General features: G+C 55.9%; 18 protein-coding genes. 10 read left to right on the top strand and 8 right to left on the bottom strand.

What is annotated here, in order from left to right; genetic code table 11:
- Window positions 1-26: 26 nt before the first annotated feature.
- From QRN38_RS11295 to QRN38_RS11285, 3 genes are all read right to left on the bottom strand, one after another.
- Window positions 27-1,664 (bottom strand): ABC transporter substrate-binding protein, encoded by a 1,638-nt coding sequence (locus tag QRN38_RS11295; RefSeq protein ID WP_057418401.1) that lies wholly within the window; start codon window positions 1,662-1,664, stop codon window positions 27-29.
- A 90-nt stretch (window positions 1,665-1,754) separates the two neighbouring features.
- Window positions 1,755-3,029 carry an NAD(P)/FAD-dependent oxidoreductase gene (locus QRN38_RS11290; RefSeq protein ID WP_005771071.1) on the bottom strand — a complete coding sequence of 425 codons (1,275 nt, stop codon included), beginning with the start codon at window positions 3,027-3,029 and terminating at the stop codon, window positions 1,755-1,757.
- A gap of 66 nt (window positions 3,030-3,095) precedes the next feature.
- Window positions 3,096-3,764 (bottom strand): haloacid dehalogenase type II, encoded by a 669-nt coding sequence (locus tag QRN38_RS11285; RefSeq protein ID WP_005771069.1) that lies wholly within the window; start codon window positions 3,762-3,764, stop codon window positions 3,096-3,098.
- A 533-nt stretch (window positions 3,765-4,297) separates the two neighbouring features.
- Here QRN38_RS11285 and QRN38_RS11280 point away from each other — a divergent pair.
- Together QRN38_RS11280 and QRN38_RS11275 are read left to right on the top strand one after the other, a co-directional pair.
- The gene (locus QRN38_RS11280; RefSeq protein ID WP_057418400.1) at window positions 4,298-5,155 is read left to right on the top strand and encodes a GNAT family N-acetyltransferase; all 858 of its coding nucleotides are present in this window, start codon (window positions 4,298-4,300) and stop codon (window positions 5,153-5,155) included.
- Window positions 5,156-5,475: 320 nt separating this feature from the next.
- Window positions 5,476-6,189: a cupin domain-containing protein gene (locus QRN38_RS11275; RefSeq protein ID WP_057419362.1), complete on the top strand. Its 714-nt coding sequence runs from the start codon at window positions 5,476-5,478 to the stop codon at window positions 6,187-6,189.
- Between the two features lie 141 nt (window positions 6,190-6,330).
- On the opposite strand, the gene QRN38_RS11270 is transcribed toward QRN38_RS11275, so the two are convergent.
- Together QRN38_RS11270 and QRN38_RS11265 are read right to left on the bottom strand one after the other, a co-directional pair.
- Window positions 6,331-6,831, bottom strand: coding sequence for a GNAT family N-acetyltransferase (locus QRN38_RS11270; protein ID WP_024693021.1), 501 nt, complete (start codon window positions 6,829-6,831; stop codon window positions 6,331-6,333).
- A 156-nt stretch (window positions 6,832-6,987) separates the two neighbouring features.
- Window positions 6,988-7,239, bottom strand: a complete 252-nt coding sequence (locus tag QRN38_RS11265) for a DUF6124 family protein (RefSeq protein ID WP_003425807.1) — start codon at window positions 7,237-7,239, stop codon at window positions 6,988-6,990.
- Between the two features lie 505 nt (window positions 7,240-7,744).
- On the opposite strand from QRN38_RS11265, the gene QRN38_RS11260 reads away from it, so the two are divergent.
- Both QRN38_RS11260 and QRN38_RS11255 read left to right on the top strand, forming a co-directional pair.
- Window positions 7,745-8,605 carry a nucleoid-associated protein gene (locus QRN38_RS11260; protein ID WP_235814773.1) on the top strand — a complete coding sequence of 287 codons (861 nt, stop codon included), beginning with the start codon at window positions 7,745-7,747 and terminating at the stop codon, window positions 8,603-8,605.
- A gap of 509 nt (window positions 8,606-9,114) precedes the next feature.
- Window positions 9,115-9,675 carry a hypothetical protein gene (locus QRN38_RS11255; RefSeq protein ID WP_144433606.1) on the top strand — a complete coding sequence of 187 codons (561 nt, stop codon included), beginning with the start codon at window positions 9,115-9,117 and terminating at the stop codon, window positions 9,673-9,675.
- A gap of 520 nt (window positions 9,676-10,195) precedes the next feature.
- Here the strand turns inward: QRN38_RS11255 and QRN38_RS11250 are convergent.
- From QRN38_RS11250 to QRN38_RS11240, 3 genes are all read right to left on the bottom strand, one after another.
- Entirely contained in the window at window positions 10,196-11,740 is a 1,545-nt protein-coding gene (locus QRN38_RS11250) for a phosphoenolpyruvate carboxykinase (RefSeq protein WP_005613653.1), read from the bottom strand.
- Between the two features lie 179 nt (window positions 11,741-11,919).
- On the bottom strand, window positions 11,920-12,822 hold the full coding sequence (gene hslO / locus QRN38_RS11245; RefSeq protein ID WP_005613652.1) for an Hsp33 family molecular chaperone HslO: 903 nt from the start codon (window positions 12,820-12,822) through the stop codon (window positions 11,920-11,922).
- Window positions 12,823-12,982: 160 nt separating this feature from the next.
- A complete protein-coding gene (locus tag QRN38_RS11240) occupies window positions 12,983-13,390 on the bottom strand; it encodes an RNA-binding S4 domain-containing protein (RefSeq protein ID WP_003377907.1) in 408 nt (135 codons plus the stop codon).
- A gap of 167 nt (window positions 13,391-13,557) precedes the next feature.
- On the opposite strand from QRN38_RS11240, the gene rimA reads away from it, so the two are divergent.
- From rimA to QRN38_RS11210, 6 genes are all read left to right on the top strand, one after another.
- On the top strand, window positions 13,558-14,340 hold the full coding sequence (rimA, locus tag QRN38_RS11235) for a S6 modification regulatory phosphodiesterase RimA (RefSeq protein ID WP_005768488.1): 783 nt from the start codon (window positions 13,558-13,560) through the stop codon (window positions 14,338-14,340).
- A gap of 16 nt (window positions 14,341-14,356) precedes the next feature.
- On the top strand, window positions 14,357-14,833 hold the full coding sequence (gene rimB / locus QRN38_RS11230) for a retropepsin-like aspartic endopeptidase RimB (RefSeq protein ID WP_005768489.1): 477 nt from the start codon (window positions 14,357-14,359) through the stop codon (window positions 14,831-14,833).
- Entirely contained in the window at window positions 14,830-15,735 is a 906-nt protein-coding gene (gene rimK, locus QRN38_RS11225) for a 30S ribosomal protein S6--L-glutamate ligase (protein WP_003318100.1), read from the top strand. Before rimB ends, rimK begins: the two co-directional genes overlap by 4 nt.
- Window positions 15,736-16,187: 452 nt before the next feature.
- Entirely contained in the window at window positions 16,188-17,519 is a 1,332-nt protein-coding gene (gene gltP, locus QRN38_RS11220) for a glutamate/aspartate:proton symporter GltP (RefSeq protein WP_024666706.1), read from the top strand.
- Window positions 17,520-17,612: 93 nt separating this feature from the next.
- Window positions 17,613-17,888, top strand: coding sequence for a hypothetical protein (locus QRN38_RS11215; RefSeq protein ID WP_005768491.1), 276 nt, complete (start codon window positions 17,613-17,615; stop codon window positions 17,886-17,888).
- 216 nt (window positions 17,889-18,104) lie between these two features.
- Entirely contained in the window at window positions 18,105-18,353 is a 249-nt protein-coding gene (locus QRN38_RS11210; protein WP_005768492.1) for a TIGR02647 family protein, read from the top strand.
- Window positions 18,354-18,462 lie beyond the last annotated feature (109 nt).

Here is an 18,462-nt window from a genome sequence, read left to right as displayed (position 1 = left end):
TCCTCCCGCTCGGTTCAGCGTTGCATTTACGCGTCCAGCCAGACCTGCTCGCTGAACATGTAGCCCATGAAGCCGCCCAGCGGGTTGCTGGAATAGCCCTGGATACGCTTGTCCACGCCGTCGATGTTGCTGATGAACACTGGGATGCCGATGCCGCAGTTCTGGCTGACCAGAGTCTGCATGTCGCCGTACATTTTGGCGCGCTTGGCGTCGTCGGTTTCGCCACGGGCCAGCAGCAGCAACTGGTCGAACTGATCGTTTTTCCAGCCAGATTCGTTCCACGGTGCGGAGGACTGGAAGAACTGCGAGAAGATCACGTCGGCGTTCGGGCGCGGGTTGATGTTGCCGAAGCTCAGCGGGTGCTTCATCCAGTGGTTAGACCAGTAGCCATCGCTCGGCAGGCGGTTGACGTTGAGGGTCAGGCCGGCCTGCTTGGCAGACTGTTGCAGCAGCACGGCGATGTCCACCGAACCGGTCGCGGCAGGCGATGCCGCCACGGCCATGGTGATCTTTTCCATGCCCGCTTTTTTGAGCAGGAACCTGGCCTTTTCAGGATCGTAGTCGCGTTGTGGCAAGTCGGCGTTGAAGTAACGCGAACCAGGCGCAATCGGGTGGTCGTTACCCACGCGGGCATAGCCACGGAATACAGCCGATTTGACCTGTTCGCGGTCCAGCAGGTGCTTCATGGCCTCGGTGAATTCCGGGCTCTTGCCGGGCATTTGATCCTGACGAATGATCAGGTCGGTGTAGTTGCCGGACGGCGCATCCACCACGCGGTGCCTGGCGCTGGCGGCAATGCGCGTGGTGGAACGCGGGTTGACCTCGTTGATCATGTGCACGTCGCCGGAGAGCAGCGCGTTGACCCGCGATGGCTCATCGGAAATGGCGATGAATTCGATTTCGTCCAGATATGGCAGGCCCGGCTTCCAGTAGTTGGGGTTACGCGCACTGACCGAACGCACGCCAGGGTTGAATTCCTTGACGGTGAACGGGCCGGTGCCGATGCCTTTGCTGAAGTCGGTGGTGCCTTCGGGCACGATCAGCAGGTGCGAAACCGCGAGGATCGACGGCAACTCGGCGTTCGGCGAGCTGAGGGTGATCCGCACTTCCATGGGGCCGGTGGCCTTGATCTCGGAGAACTGCGCCATCAGCGGCAGGACTTTCGAGCCGGTGGCCGGGTCTTTGTGGCGCGACAGGGAGAACACCACATCGCCTGCGGTCAACGCTTTGCCGTTGTGGAAGGTCACGCCCTGGCGCAGAGTCACGGTCCAGACGGTAGCGTTGTCGCTCTCGATTTTCTCGGCCAGTTCCATGTGCGGAACCAAGTGGCTGTCGAAACGGGTCAGGCCGTTGTAGAACATGAAATGGCGAACGTAGTCGGTGGACAGTGCGCCTTTGGCCGGGTCCAGTGTGTCGGCGGTGGAACTGGACATGCCCGCCACACGGATACGACCGCCTGGCTTGCCTTTGACAGGCGTATCGGCGTCATCGGCAAAGACCTTGCCCGCCGCGCCGAACAGGCTGGTGGAGCCGGCGGCAACCACACCTGCGACACCCAGCATACGCAGTGCATCGCGACGTGACAGACCACGATTGAGACCCTCGAAAACACGCAGGCTGTCTTGGCCTGTGATCAACTGGGAGTCGGTTTTATTGTCAGCCATATCAGTTCTACCTGTCGAAAAGGGGAAATTCCGAGTTGCTCACGGTTGGCCGGAGCGTCCTTCATGCACACACGACGACGGTGAAAAAACTCAGTGGCGGCTGTCCTGATAGCGGTAGTAAGCGCCTACCAGGGGCAGAAACCAGGGCTTGCCGAAGTGGCCGGGAATTGCTGGCCAGTTCAGGTCTTTCCAGGGGTTGGCCTGCGCCTTGCCTTCCATGACCTCGGCCATCACCTGCCCCATGTGCACCGACATCTGCACGCCATGCCCGCTGTAGCCCATGGAATAGAAAACACCGTTGTGCTCGCCTGCACGCGGCAAACGGTCGGACGTCATGTCCACCAGACCGCCCCAGCAGTAGTCGACCTTGACGTGGGCCAGTTGCGGAAACATCTGCACCATCGCCGCTTGCAGCACCTTGCCGCTCTTGGCATCGGAGCTGCTGTTGGACATGGCAAAGCGCGCCCGGCCGCCGAACAGCAGGCGGTTGTCCGGGGTGAGGCGGAAGTAGTTGCCGATCAGACGGCTGGTCACGTAAGCGCGCTGATGAGGGAACAGCTGGTTGATCAACGCCTGCGGCAACACTTCGGTGACGATCACGAAACTGCCGACCGGCACGATGCGTCGGCGATACCAGCCCAGCCCGCCGTGCTGGCAGGCACCGGTCGCCAACAACACCTGCCCGGCCTGAACAGACCCCTTGGAGGTGTTGACTACAAAACCTCCACGGTTGGCTTTCCAGTCCTTGACCGTAGCGTCCTGATACACCCGTGCGCCATGCCGCACGGCAGCATCGGCCAGCCCCAGACCAAAACGCCCCACGTGCATCTGCACGCCGTTGCGCTGCAGCAGGCCGCCGTGAAATTCGTTTGAATCGATTTCGCTGCGCACGTCCTGAGCCGACAGCAGTTCGACATCGGCATCGACCTCACGACGAATCAGCTCGCAGGTGCGCGCCAGTCCTTCGTAATGCCCCGGTTTGGCGGCCAGTTTGAGCTTGCCGTTGCGCTTGATGTCGCAGGCAATGCTTTCCTGCTCGACCACTGTGACAACGCTCTGAACGGCACTTTCATACGCCTTGTAATACTCGCGGGCCTGATCGGCACCCAGGGTCGCGCTCAATGACGCGTAATCCTGAGCCACGCCGGTGTTGCACTGCCCACCGTTGCGGCCAGAGGCTTCGCCGATCACCCGGCCCGCCTCCAGAACCACCACGCTGGCACCTTTCAAGGCCAATGCACGCGCCGCCGCAAGGCCGGTAAAACCGCCACCGACCACCACAACGTCAGCTTGCCCCTCCACTGCGCCATCCTGCGCGCCGGTGAAATCCGGAGCTGTGTCGAGCCAGTAAGACTCACTGCGCATTCTGTTCCCCTTGTCACTCATTGAAGAGCACCTTGAAAAATGCCGGTGTTGCTCGGGTTTGCCGGTTTAAAGACCGACCAGTCCGGCCAGCCCGCCGATGTCCGGGATCTGGTGGTACTCGTAGAAGCTATTGGCTGGCTGTTCATGACCACGCGCCACGAAAGCCTTGTTCTTGATTTTCATGTCGTGCGCGGAGAACAGGTCGTAACGGAAGCTTGAAGACACATGCAAGATGTCTTCCGGGCCGCAACCGAGGTTGTCGAGCATGAACTCGAAGGCCGCCAGACGTGGTTTGTAGACCTTGGCCTGATCAGCGGTGAACACCTTGTGGAATGGCGCGCCGAGCTTTTCGACGTTGGACATGATCTGGCTGTCGCTGGCGTTGGAGAAGATCACCAGCGGGATCTTGTCGGCAATTTTCGACAGACCGGCCGGTACATCGGCGTGCGGACCCCAGGTCGGCACGGCGTCGTAATACAGCTGGCCTTCCTCGCGGTATTCAACATTCCAGCGCTTGCAGGTGCGAGCCAGTGCCACTTTCAGGATTTCGTCGTATGGCATCCAGTCACCCATGACCTGATCCAGACGATACGCTGAGAAGTCCCTGACAAACTGATCCATCTGTTCAGCCGGAACGCGGTCGGCGAAGATCTCGCGCGTCATGGTGCCCATATGGAAGTTGGTCAACGTGCCGTAGCAGTCGAACGTAATGAATTTTGGTCGAAGAAAGCTCATTGTGTGCGGTCCTGAAAGTTCGTTGAGGTCATGGCATGACGAGCAATCCGGCCTCGTTTCAAGGGCGGTGATGCACGCTGCAGCACACCCTCATTACAACACCGTGAAATCAGCATATGGCGTTAAAAGTGATGGCTGCTTGATAGAAACCACCGTTTTGAGGTGCGCGCTCAGCAGACTTTGCGGGGCGCTCCAGCCTTGGGCAAACCCCGGTTTTCGGCGCTTTTTTGACCCTTTTCAGGGCGCTCAGGCTCAAACACGGGGCTTTGCACCGCAGAAACTGCGCCGCGCTAGCGATTGCGGAGCGGGCAAATCCAGCCACGCTATAAAGAGCTTGATCCGGATAAAAAACCACAAGCATTTGCTGCCGAGCCCTCGGCCGATTTAAGCAGTAACTGTGGTCTGGCGAACGGCGGTTTGTGGAATCTGCCGAATGCGTTTCGCCCTCTTGTCACCTCTCGCCACAGGTGGGATACAACACACCTGCCGCACCTTTTTATTTGCCTGTGCATCCTTATGGACGGAGACACGTCATGCTCGCTCAGCAACGCCTCGACTTTGAATTTCGCCCCATGACCGCCGCCGATGTCGGCAACGCGCATGAACTGTCCATCGCCCTGAAGTGGCCGCATCGGCTTGAAGACTGGGCCATGCTGCAACGCGTCGCACAGGGTTTTGTCGCGGTGCACAACGGCCGTTTGATCGGTAGCGCCTTTGCCTGTCATCAGGGCGAGTTTTCCACCATCGGCCTGGTGATCGTCAGCGACGACTATCAAGGCAAAGGCATTGGTCGCAAGTTGATGGAGTTGGCCGTCGGCAGCATTCCGCCACGCACCGCCATCCTCAACGCCACGCTGGCGGGGGCGCCGCTGTACGAGAAAATGGGCTTTGTCAGCTTCGGCGAGATTCAGCAGCGCCAAGGGCAGGCGCAACTGCCGGATGCGACGTTATTAACAGCAGAAGAAAGCTGCCGCGTGCTGAGCGAAGCCGACCACGCTCGCGTGCTGGAACTGGGCAATGCCGGTTCAGGCCTGGACCGCTCGGTCACACTGGGCGATGTACTGAACAACCTCGAACACGCAGTCGGCATCGACCGTGACGGCCAGCTACAGGCCTTCGCCCTGCTGCGCCCGTTCGGCCGCGGCCTGTGCATCGGCCCGGTGGTTGCCCAGACGGTCGAGCAAGCACGGCACATGATCGAACACCTGCTGGCCAGAGTGCCTTACGCCTTCGTGCGCATCGACATACCCGCTGACTGCGGCCTGGCGAACTGGCTGGAAGAAGCCGGCCTGAAACGCGTGGACAGCGTGACCTGCATGAGCATGGGCGCAGTTCCGCAAGCCCGCGAAGGTGTGAGCCAGTTTGCGTTGATAACCCAGGCGATCGGTTGAGTGCCCGGAAGAACATCATCGTGCCAATGCTCTGCGTCCGGTCTCGAACAGGTGACGCAGAGCTTCACGAAATGCATTACCACGCAGAGCGCTCATCGTTATACACAAGTCCTGGAGAGCCCCGAATACGTGCCTTTCAGGCTTCTGCCCGCAGGGCGTAGGAGCGAACTTGTTCGCGAAGACAGGCGATCGTACCGGCCCTTTCGCGAACAAGTTCGCTCCTACGGCCTCCGGCCAGAAGCAAAAGCGGATTTGTGTATGACGCTGAGTCCGGAGCGTGGGAACGATCATCAACGCTTCAACTTCAGGAGCCCTACCCGATGCCCCAACCCACTGTTTTGCTATTGGCCCGCGCTGACCTCAGCCCGGTAGACACCGAATTCACCACTGGCCCCATCGATGCGCATGACTCGTTCGATAATGAGCGTCGCACAGCGTTCATCGATGATCAGGGCATTGCGGCCGGCCTCGTGCATTTCGGCACGTCGCTGTCAGTGGCAGCCTACCCCTACACCGAAATGCTGGTGATGCATCGCGGGTCCATTACCCTGACCTCTGGTACCGAGAGCCTCACCATCAAGACCGGCGAAAGTGCCGTTATCGGTCGCGGCACTCAAGTACGTATCGACGCGCAACCGGACAGCCTCTGGGCGTTCTGCGCGTCCACCCAGGCCAGCGGGCCAGACAAACCCGGCATCACCGCGCTCGACCGCCTCGCCATGCTCACGCCGTCTTCACCACCAGACCCGGCGATTATGGTCAGCGCGCTGCCGCAATGCCGCAGCAACAACCTCTTCGAAGACACCGCCAGCACCCTGCGTATCGGCGTGTGGGACTCGACACCCTACGAGCGCATCTCGCGGCCGCACAAGATCCATGAACTGATGAACCTGATCGAAGGCAGCGTCGAGCTGAGCCTGGAAAACGGCCCGAGCCTGACCGTGAACACCGGCGATACCGTATTCGTCGCCCAAGGCGCGCCCTGCAAATGGACCAGCACTGCGTATGTGCGCAAGTTTTATGCGGTGACGTGAAGTAGAACGACGTGCTGCTTCGCCCGACGACTGCTATTCAGCAGGGAGCCTGGAATGGAGCGATGGGAAAACGCTATGTGGATGAATACAACGAAACCGGCAGAAGCACCCAAACACTGGTGATGCTTCTCGCCCGCTACATTATTCTTTCAGGCCCAGCACGTAGAACTTGCTGTCCACCGCGATCAACGGAAAGCTCGCTGGCAGATCTTCTTTGGTGATCTCCCGAAAGCCGTGCTTTTCATAGAAGCGATGCGCAGCGTGAAATTTGTCGGTCGTGCCCAGGAAAACTTCGCTGACGCCCTTGCGAGTTGATTCCTCGATCAGGCGCTCGAGCAGTCTGGTTGCAACGGAGAATTCCCGGCCGCGAAACGGGGCGGCGACAAACATCTTGCGCAGTGCTGCCTGCCCTGCGCCGATGTCTCTGAGACCGATGCTGCCGATGACCTGATCGTCTTGTACCGCAACCCAGAAATCCCCTGTGCCGGTCTGGTAAAAGTCCGGAATCGCTTTCAGGTCAGGCTGGTCTTCGGCGGTGATGGGAATACCGAACTCTTCGCGCTGGATTGGCAGAATCATCGCCGATACACCTTGCTCGTCGCTCGGCACGAAACGCCGTATCTGAATCCCGTTTACGCCCACAACACACCTCCTGGTCATCGTCCTCAGTGGAAATCAGTATTCCAGACAAGCAAACGCCCCGACAAGTCGAGGCGTTTGCTTGAGCATTTTCGAGGACCGCGTGCAGGTGCGAATGCAAAGATGTTTAATTACAACACCGCTCCGACGACCTGACGGTTACGGCATTTGCCTGTGAGCTTGCCCTTCCAACCCAGGCAGTGAGCAGCTTCCGATACCCGCGATCGATGGCTCGAGCAATGTCTGCGCCATATCAAGTAAATAGACGACAGTTAGCGTGAGATCTCGGCCCTGCCCATTGAGCTGATCACTTGCCTCATGTGCCGTGGCCGAAGCGCAACGCATTAAGTCGGATACGCGTATCAGCGTTTCTTCAAGACTGGAGGGCGGATCTGGAGTGAGTTTGACCATGGCTTTGCTCCTACTGTACTGAAAGCCGTCTTTCGCTGTTCTCACACAACAAAAGGTGGCAGCTATGTGCAGGGTGAGAAACCGAACAGTAGGCATTCGGCCAGACCGAGGTCTGCCTGCACACAGCCGCCATGAAGCATGCGCCAATAAAAATCGACGATGGCTGGCAGAGTGATGCGCCTACTCAAGAACGGGTTCTCACGCCCGGTCACTGAATGTGCAGTGACGAGACGCAGGCTAGATCCAGGAGACACTAAGCGCAAGCAGGCTGGATGATCTAGGAAATTTCGCACAGTGGGTAGGGATATGTCTTTCGGATTTGTGACATTTTCAGAGGCCTGTCATTGCCAATGAAAGAGCCCGTCTTTGACGAAAACAGTGACATCAATGCGTAGTGGCGATTAGCTGCCTTTTAGGATTGCTATTGGATCCAACTCTCGCTTGTGAAGCGTAATGAATCGCTTCAAACGAGGCGCTGTTCAAAAATATCCACGAAGGTTGAACAATGAGCACTACCGAAGAAATTAATATCAGTCAGCTCTCGACTGTGGAACGAGTGATTTTCCACATAATTGGGCCTGATTTAAAAGCTCCCAAAATCCTTACAGAAGTTGAAGACCCTAGCGTACACTCTGAGTTTTTCATTTCTAGACTAATCGAGACATCGCAAGGCACGAGCTATAATTTCAATCCCGCATCTGGTGTGCAAGCTCAAATTCAGCAGGCGCTTGATAGTCCTCATGCGTTCGTAGATTGCTCGCAGATTCTTGCAGAACGCTTTCAAAAACTTTACGAGAGTGATAAGCGTCTTATACCTGGGGTTTTAATGTTGCTGCAGATAAAAAGCGGTACAGAGCGGTATGCAGCAATTATAAAATATGATGACATCAAAGTTATTTCGTATAAGACTCTTCAAACTGAAGACGGAAAAACAAAGCCAATCTTGGATTTAATTCTTAACACTTTTGTTCAGGACAAAAAAGCATTACAAAAATCTGCACTTATAAAAATAGAAGGGGCTGGCGGTAAGCTGATATGTATTGATCGAAGTGAGAAGAATGGTGATATTGCAGAAAAGTTTAAGGCGTTTCTTGATGTGTCAAGAGAATTTACGCACGAGACATTGACGGATCGACTGTTGACTGCGCTTTCAGATACTGCTAAGTCTGACAAGAGCATAGTTCCATTGGCAATACTTAGTAGTTTAAAGATAACAGCTAAAGAAGCCATATCCTCGATAAAGGTATTCAACCCCGAGCATCCGGAGAACCTATTATCTGCCATGTTTGGAGAACTTCATTCAGACGAAAAAATATTAGCCAGCTTCGCAAAAGAGCTTAAAAAGCAAAAATTAGTTCTTCGATAATAAAGATACCGGAGAATCATTATCCTAAGTCCACGAAAAAGATAAAAGAAACATATGAAGGTGTGAAGGTTATATACACACAAGAACATATCGATAGCGGTGACATAGAATTTGATGATTCAGACAGTACAAAGAAAATCATTGTTTCAACCCTGCAGTATATTGTAGATGACGAATTCAATGGAAAGCTTTAACTTAGTAACAGGGCGTTCGTTCTCGTCCACTGAAAGCCACGAGCAAGTTATATTTAGCTTCCGGCACTATCTGCAAGTGATATCTGTACATTAAACGATTTTGCCGACGCGTATAGAAAGTTTTTTACGCTTGAATGCAGAACCGAGGAAGGTGAAAAATTCCCTCTGCCCGACACTAGCGGACAGCTGGTTGGCTCTACTGCCAACCTCAAGATATCAAAGCTGCCGAGGGGTACTTCTACAGTCTTTTTTACAATTAGCGGTCTTCGAGGATCGCTAAAAAATGACACTGTTCAAAGAAGCAATATTATTTATTTGTTTTTTGGATTTTCAGAGTTTTCCTCGCAAAGCTGCAATTTTAAAATATGGAGTAAAGATGAAAGTGCCGATGACATAAGTCGTACGCTTCTCGATCCTAGAAATTTTATCCGCGACTCCACAGGAGGTGCTTTAGTTGAGCATCTAAAGTTCTGGGCTCTTCGTACTAAGCCTAATGTGTTAAGTGAAGCTTTTCGCGTTTGGGAGGAAATAGCTATTCCATGCTCAAGTTTGATTTTTTGCACTGAGGTTTGGAAAAAAAATCTAGCTTTGAACTTGATTTTTTCTGGTCCTCAAAAGCTAGAAATAGAATACGACCAAAAAATCGACAAGATTTTGTTTGACACTTTAAAAGTGGTGGAAAGTACAAGTTGGATACTAGATGTTGATCGAGAAGTAGAGATACGCCACAATTTTTTTCTTCCAGGATTGCCAGTGAGAGGCGTAGAACTTTTGAAACTTGGCCTGAGTTTTTTAATCGAGTGGCATCTAGGGTGCTGGAAAATTCAAAAAATGATTATAAGGCTCATTTGCATAACAAATCATCCGAGACACTAAAAGCTATTGCGGATTTAAGAAAAATTATTGCTGAAGAGTCTTCGAAGATAATTGATAGAACACATGCTCTCACGTCGACGTTATTCAGGGACATAGCTATTGCCATAGGAACTGTGAGTATAAAAATACTTGCTGTAAAGGAAGCGTCAATCGAATCTAGCTTTCTATTATTGTTTAGTGCTTTGTGGCTGGCGGCGAGTCTATCAATCACGATAAGTACAAATCGCGCCTACATAATATCCCTGACAAGGTCTAGATTTTTATGGAATAAGAAGGTTGATTCTTTAATTCCACTTTCAGAGTTTAAGGATTTATCAACGCGTCCATTTAAGGACGCGGTTAAGGCATATAATCGCTCGAGATCCTATGCAATTACCATTTATGCGTCAACGATGGCTATTATGATTTTAATGGCTATTTCCCAATCAAGGGTCGTCCACGTTGCAAAAGAGTTTTTAACTAATTTTTTCAGATAAAATAAAACCGCCTCATTGGGCGGTTTTATTTACGGTGTTTTCTATTACAACTTCGGACCCGCAGCCTTGATGGCGTCGCTCACGTCGAACTTCTTGAAGTTCTCCACGAACAGGCCAGCCAGTGCTTTTGCCGCTTCGTCGTAGGCGGCTTTGTCAGCCCAGGTGTTGCGTGGGTTGAGCAGGCCGGTGTCTACGCCGGGTACCAGTTTCGGTACGTCGAGGTTGATGGTGTCGAGGTGTTCGGTTTCTGCACCGATCAACGCGCCGCTCTGGATGGCTGCAATCACGCCACGGGTGGTCGGGATGTTGAAGCGCTTGCCGACGCCGTAGCCGCCGCCGGTCCAGCCGGTGTTGACCAGGTAGACCTTGGATTTGAAGCCGCGGATACGCTTGATCAGCAGTTCTGCGTATTCGCCGGCCGGACGCGGGAAGAACGGTGCGCCGAAGCAGGTGGAGAAGGTGGACTTGATGCCCGAACCCGAACCCATTTCAGTCGAACCGACCAGTGCGGTGTAGCCCGACAGGAAGTGGTAAGCAGCTTGTTCTTCGCTGAGGATCGACACAGGCGGCAGTACGCCGGTCAGGTCGCAGGTCAGGAAGATAACGGCGTTCGGCTCGCCACCGAGGTTTTTCGGGGCGCGTTTTTCGATCAGTTCGCGCGGGTAAGCGGCACGGCTGTTCTGGGTCAGGCTGCTGTCGGCGTAGTCAGCGGTCTTGGTGACCGGGTCGAGTACGACGTTTTCCAGTACAGCGCCGTGCTGGATGGCTTTCCAGATGACCGGCTCGTTCTTCTCGGACAAGTCGATGCACTTGGCGTAGCAACCGCCTTCGATGTTGAACACCACGCCCACGCCCCAGCCGTGTTCGTCGTCACCGATCAGGTAACGGCTTTCATCAGCGGACAGGGTGGTCTTGCCGGTGCCGGACAGGCCGAAGAACAGGGTTACATCACCCTCTTCGCCCATGTTGGCAGCGCAGTGCATCGGCAGTACGTCTACGGCCGGCAGCAGGAAGTTCTGCACCGAGAACATGGCTTTCTTCATTTCGCCGGCATAACGCATGCCTGCGATCAGCACCTTGCGGGCGGCGAAGTTGATGATGACGGTGCCGTCGGAGTTGGTGCCATCACGCTCAGGGTCGCAGACGAACCATGGCGCGTTCTGGATTTCCCACTCGTCCTTGCCAGCCGGGTTGTACTGTTCAGGGTTAATGAACAGGCAACGGCCGAACAGATTGTGCCACGCTGTTTCGGTGGTCATCTTGACAGGCAGGTAGTGCGCAGGATCGGAGCCTACATGAACGTGGGAAACGAAGCGCTCGCGCTCGGCAAGGTACGCACCGACACGGTTCCACAAAGCGTCGAATTTCTCGGCGGGAAACTTGCGGTTGATCGGGCCCCAGGCGATGGCGTCCTGGGTGCTCGGCTCTTCAACGATGAAACGATCGACCGGCGAACGGCCAGTACGATGGCCTGTCTCCACAACCAGTGCGCCAGTGTCGGACAGTACGCCTTCGTTGCGGGCAAGGGCTTCCTTGACCAGTTCGTCGGTGCTCAGATCGGTGTGCACAGCGTTGTTGATTTGCGTCATGAGGTTCCCCGTCGGCCTGTAGCCGAGTGCTCCAAACGGTTTTGTAGTAAAAAAACAACCACTACTACAGCGTAAAAGTGGGCCGGATTATGCCAGAAATGCCCAGAAATGGTAGGACCCTCCTGTCAGAACAGTATTACAGGGGCCCACACCGTATTCTGAGGCTGTTTACGCGCTGATTAATGACGCGTATCAGATGGCGAATCGACACCGCCGCCAGCAAACAGCTGCGCAACGTCAGTGGCATCGAACAGGTAGCGCTCGTTGCAGAACTGGCAGTCGATCTCGATGCTGCCGTTGTGCTCGATAACCAGTTGCTGCGCGTCCTCCAGCCCAAGGCTGGCCAGCGCATTGGCCGAGCGCTCGCGTGAGCAACTGCAGCGAAAGCAGATTGGCTGGACATCAAACAGGCGCACAGGGTCTTCGTGATACAGGCGATGCAGCACGGTCTGGTTGTCCAGGCTGAGCATTTCTTCGGCCGTCAGGGTGCTGGCCAGGGTAACGACGTGCTCCCAGCTGGCGTCGCGTTCTTCCGGGTCGGTGATCTGGGCGGCGGGCAGTTGTTGCAACAGCAGGCCACGGGCGCGATGACCGTCAGCCTTGAGCCAGAAGCGGGTGCCCAGTTGTTCGGACATCACGAAGTAGTTGGAGAGGCTTTCCGACAGGTCTACGCCGTCCAGCGCCACGATGCCCTGATAGCGCTTGCCCTGACGCGGGTCGACGGTCAATGCCAGCGAGCCGTCCGGCATCAGGTCCTGCAGGCCGGCGCCAGGGGTGATCAGCGCTTCGTCGTAACGGGCAATGCCACGCAGCTCGCGCTCGCTTGAGCACTCGACCATCAGCAATGGTACGGCGCCGCTGGAGCGCGCCTGCAGAATCAGCAAGCCGTCGAACTTGAGGGTGCCGACCAGCAGGGCCGCGGCCGCCATCAGTTCGCCGAGCAGTTGCGCGACCGGCTCCGGGTAGGGGTGTTTGGCAAGCACTTCGGCGTAGCTGCGCTCCAGGGCTACCAGCTCTCCGCGTACGTCGCTTTCGTCGAAGATAAAACGCTGGGTGAAATCGATGTCCGGGAAATCATGCATAAGAAGTGGGTATCTGAGGTAATGACAGTGAATGGCTCGCGGCGGGAAAAGCGCCGTCCTGCACTCGAAAGTGTCTGGAGCCATACGGGTTGACCGGCATTTTAGGAGCTATCCGGGACGCTTCCAAGCTGGATGGCATTTCGAGCGCCGAGCGGAGCTTTTATTCGCTGTCGCGAGCGCCGCGGAAATCGAAAAGCTGGCGACGCTGCTTCTTGGTCGGCTTGCCATCGGTGGTCACACCCAGGTTGCCGGCCTTGCGCTGAAGAGCTGCATTTTCACGTTTGGCGATGCTTTCCGGGGTCTCGCGATAGAGCGTCTGCGCTTGCGGCGCGCCACGGCGAACAATGGACAGCGCCTCGACGACCACTGTGCGTTCATCGAAGCCCATGCGAATCTGAAACTCATCGCCAAGGCGAGGCTCCTTGCCGGGCTTGCAACGTTCGCCGCGACAGTGCACCTTGCCGCTTTCGATAGCGGCTTTGGCCAGCGCACGCGTTTTGAAAAAGCGGGCGGCCCACAGCCATTTATCCAGACGAACCTTGTCGTCCTCTTCCATCTTTTGTGCCATTTGAATTCCTCATCAGTGCGGCAGTCTGAACGTTATCCGGCTCATCAGGAAACGTGACTGCCTGCGGTTGCTGATTTGTAGCTATCAAGAACATGAAGTAACCGATCCTTGCTTGTCAAAATCAGCTATTCATCATTTTATGGCCCTGACCTCACATGGAGCGCGACGTGACAGATTTTCCAACTTCGTTGACCGCCCCCAAAAAGGGGTGTGAGGGCTGCACCGGCAGTCCGGAACTGGGCTTTTCGTTTGATTATGCCTACCAACCCATCGTCAACCTGCACGACCAGTCGATCTTTGCCCACGAAGCGCTGGTCCGCGGTCCGAATGGCGAGGGCGCAATGTCGGTGCTGAACCAGGTCACCGACCAGAATCGCTATCGCTTCGATCAGAAGTGCCGGACCACAGCCATCGCCGGCGCGGCAAAACTGGGCATGACCGAGCGTTTATCGATCAACTTTCTGCCCAATGCCGTGTATCGTCCCGAGCTGTGTATCCGCAGCACACTGGAGGCGGCCAAGCAGCATGACTTTCCTATCGAGCGGTTGATTTTCGAGACCATCGAAAGCGAGCATGTGGATAACAACAACCATTTGAGCAACATTTTGCGCGAGTATCGCGAGTTCGGTTTCATGACCGCCATCGACGATTTCGGTGCCGGCTACTCCGGGCTGACCCTGCTGGCTGATTTTCAACCCGACCTGATAAAGCTCGACATGAATCTGGTCCGCGACATTCATCGTGATCGCGCACGCCAGGCTATTGTTCGGGGTGTTGTCACAATGTGTAAGGACTTGGGGATTAAGCTCATCGCCGAAGGTATCGAACACATTGAAGAGCGGGATTTTCTGGCTGATTGCGGCATATCCCTGATGCAAGGCTATTTGTTCGCCAAACCTGCATTCAAAGCCCTGGCTCAGATAGCACCTGAGGCCTGGCAGAAGCCTTGAGAAGTACGGAATCGCATTGAAAACATTTGATCACCTGACCGTTATCGGCCTGCGCGAGTGGGTGGCGCTGCCCGACCTTGGGGTCGCTGGCCTGCGGGCAAAAATCGATACCGGGGCGAGCACTTCAAGCCTGCACGCGACTGAAATCGAACCGTTTGAACGTGATGGCCAGAAATGGGTGCGCTTCAACGCGCACCTGGGCACGGTGGTGCAGTTGCGCCATCGCCGCTGCGAGGCGCAGCTGGTCGCCATGAAAACCATTAAAAGCTCCAACGGCCAGGCACAGGTGCGTTACGTCATTCGCACCACGCTGGCCTTGGGTGATCGTATCTGGCCGGTGGAATTCACACTGGCTTGCCGCAGGTCGATGCGTTATCGGCTGCTGCTGGGCTCCAAAGCCTTGATCGACGGCCATCTGGTCGTCAATCCGGGCATCACTTATGTACAAGACAAGCCGGTGTTCCCGGCCTCTACTTCCTCAGGTGTTGCATGAAGATCGCTGTGCTTTCGCGTAATCCGCGTTTGTATTCCACACGTCGTCTGGTCGAAGCGGGTATCGAGCGGGGCCATGAGATGGTGGTGATCGACACGCTGCGCGCCTATATGAACATCGCCAGTCATAAGCCGCAGATCCACTATCGCGGCAAACCGCTGGAGGGCTTCGATGCGGTCATTCCACGCATTGGCGCCTCGGTGACGTTCTATGGCTGTGCGGTGTTGCGCCAGTTTGAAATGATGGGCGTGTTCCCGCTCAACGAATCCGTCGCCATTGCCCGCTCGCGGGACAAGCTGCGCTCGCTGCAATTGCTGTCACGCCGGGGGATCGGCCTGCCGGTCACCGGGTTTGCGCATTCGCCGGACGACATTCCCGACCTGATCCAGATGGTCAACGGCGCGCCGCTGGTCATCAAGGTGCTGGAAGGCACTCAGGGGATCGGCGTGGTGCTGTGCGAAACCGCCACGGCCGCTGAGTCGGTGATCGAAGCCTTCATGGGCCTCAAGCAGGACATCATGGTTCAGGAGTACATCAAGGAAGCCGGCGGCGCAGACATTCGCTGTTTCGTGGTCGGGGACAAGGTAATCGCCTCGATGAAACGTCAGGCCAAACCGGGTGAGTTCCGCTCCAACCTGCACCGTGGCGGCAGCGCCAGCCTGATCAAGATCACCCCCGAAGAGCGCATGACCGCGTTGCGCGCAGCCAAGGTCATGGGCCTGAGTGTCGCGGGCGTGGATATCCTGCGCTCCAATCACGGTCCGTTGGTGATGGAGGTGAACTCCTCACCCGGCCTGGAAGGTATTGAGGTGACCACCAGCAAGGATGTCGCTGGAATGATCATTGAGTACCTGGAAAAGAACAGCGGTCCGCACATGACCCGAACCAAGGGAAAAGGCTGACCGGCCAAAACAATGTCGAGCGCCCGGGGCATAACTCATCTGCGGATGAGCAGCCTCGGGAGTTTTGATACCGTACATCCGTTAAATCCCCAGCGTAATCGATTCAGCACACCGATGTTCGTCCTTCCCCCACGCTTCGCCTCATCAGCCCGAAGACGACGTATTAGCCACCTTTACGCCGAATAGCCATCTTCTTGTTTGACACAAATCAACACATATTTGCGCGTTTGTATGCCGATTGAGCATGAGGTAGTCGTTTACGGCATTAGACGTACACGCACGTCATGGGAATAGTTGCGACTTTTTTCGCCTGCTATAGAGCTGGGATGCTCGCCTGCGGTGACCTTCTCGGGACATTTCCAAAGGGAGCCCGTGCCCTGAGAGTGCTGTGAAAAGCACGCTTGGAGTAACGGTCTGGACTTGCCCAAGCCACTTCCAACAAGGGTAATAATATGAAGAAGGCAAAGCTGAGCCTGGCCTGGCAGATTCTTATCGGGCTGGTACTGGGCGTCGCGGTGGGAGCACTGCTCAACCATTTCGGTGACGAGAAAGCCTGGTGGATCAGTAATATCCTGCAGCCCGCGGGCGACATTTTCATTCGTCTGATCAAGATGATCGTTATTCCTATCGTGGTCGCATCGCTGATTGTCGGCATCGCGGGGATGGGCGACGCGAAGAAGCTGGGGCGCATTGGCCTCAAGACCATTCTTTACTTTGAAGTCGTGACCACCATCGCCATCCTGGTGGGTCTGGTGCTGGCCAACGTGTTCCATCCGGGCACTGGCATCGACATGAGCACCCTGGGGACGGTCGATATCTCCAAGTATCAGCAGACCACCGCTGAGGTTCAGCACGATCACGCCTTTGTTGCGACCATCCTCAACCTGATCCCGTCCAATATCTTCGCCGCCATGACCCGTGGCGAGATGCTGCCGATCATTTTCTTCTCGGTGCTGTTCGGCCTGGGGCTTTCGAGCCTGCAAGCCGAGGTGCGCGAGCCGCTGGTCAAGCTGTTCCAGGGCGTTTCGGAAACCATGTTCAAGGTCACTCACATGATCATGAACTACGCACCGATTGGCGTATTCGCCCTGATTGCGGTGACGGTCGCCAACTTCGGTTTCGCGTCGCTGCTGCCGCTCGCCAAGCTGGTGATTCTGGTTTACGTGGCCATCGCCTTCTTCGCCTTCGTGGTGCTGGGGCTGATCGCTCGGGCATTCGGCTTTTCGGTCATCAAGCTGATGCGTATCTTCAAGGACGAGCTGATTCTGTCCTACTCCACCGCCAGTTCCGAAACCGTGCTGCCGCGCGTGATTCAGAAGATGGAAGCCTACGGCGCGCCGAAAGCGATCTGCAGTTTCGTGGTACCCACCGGCTACTCGTTCAACCTCGACGGTTCGACGCTTTATCAGAGCATTGCAGCGATATTCATTGCCCAGCTGTACGGCATTGACCTGTCGATCAGTGCGCAATTGATGCTGGTACTGACCCTGATGGTCACCTCCAAGGGCATCGCAGGCGTACCGGGCGTGTCCTTCGTCGTGCTGCTGGCGACACTGGGCAGCGCGGGCATTCCGCTGGAAGGCCTGGCGTTCATTGCCGGTGTCGACCGGATCATGGACATGGCACGTACGGCCCTGAATGTGATCGGCAACGCGCTGGCCGTGCTGGTCATCTCGCGCTGGGAAGGCCTGTACGACGATGCCAAAGGCGAACGCTACTGGAACTCCCTGCCGCACTGGCGCAGCAAGGAATCTGTTGCGCTGGGTCAACCGACAGCGGATTGATCTTCCGGCCTGCGTGCTGACAAACCCCGGACCTCCGGGGTTTGTTGTTTTCAGGTCGCCGGTTAGACTGCCCGCCTTACTTGAGGATTTACCATGACCGACGCAATCGACAATGACGAAGAAGAATTTGCCGCCTCGACCCTGATCGAAGCCATCGAGAACCAGATCGAATCCGGTAATCCGCCGGCGGCCAAGGCCGTGTTCAATATGCTCACGCTGGTTAATTATGAGCGTGAAGACATTCTTGAAATGATGGCACACGTACTGGCCATCGAGATCGACGCCTTGCTCGAGCAGGACCGTGCGTTCGATACGCAATGGTACGAAGCAGCGCTGCGCGCCCTGCCTGAACTGCCGCCCGAGAAATAATCACCCGCCCGGTCACGCCGACAATATATATGCTGCAAACACGCCAGACGCTGACTACACTGCAAATGCCCCGCCGCCGCTCAATCCTCCGGGGCTATCACGCCAAACCGGCTTTAACGGTCATCCAGAACCGACGAGCGCAGACAGGACACGTCGATTCCAGAGCCCACCCGCCAGCCGGCCAGGTCGTACTACTATAAAAAGTCTGGAGTACCTATGTCGTATACCCCTGAGTTGGTTGCCGAACTGGAAATCCTTGCACTGTTCAATCTGGGAAACACCCAGGAAGGCCTCAAAGTCCACCACGTAGCGGCCCCCGCTGCCGTCTCAGCTGCAAAAAGACTCTTCGAAAAAGGCCTCACGACTCAAGTCGATGGCGGCTATCTGACCAGCCTCGGTCTTGAATCCGCTCAGCACGCGCAGTCACTGCTGACCATTCTCAGTGTCTCCAGACAAGCTGCCTGACGGTTGCCGGGCCTGCACACAAAAAAGCGTGGCAGGCCCTTTACTTATCTGAACGCCAGTCGATACAGGACATTGGCGCCAGAATAACAATCCGACTGAATCCGCTTCT

This window comes from Pseudomonas sp. CFBP2511, from assembly GCF_030209255.1.
In the GTDB taxonomy this organism is placed as follows: Bacteria; Pseudomonadota; Gammaproteobacteria; order Pseudomonadales; family Pseudomonadaceae; genus Aquipseudomonas; species Aquipseudomonas avellanae.
The sequence above is the reverse complement of the archived record's forward strand: the minus strand, read 5'-3'. Positions and strand labels throughout refer to the sequence as shown.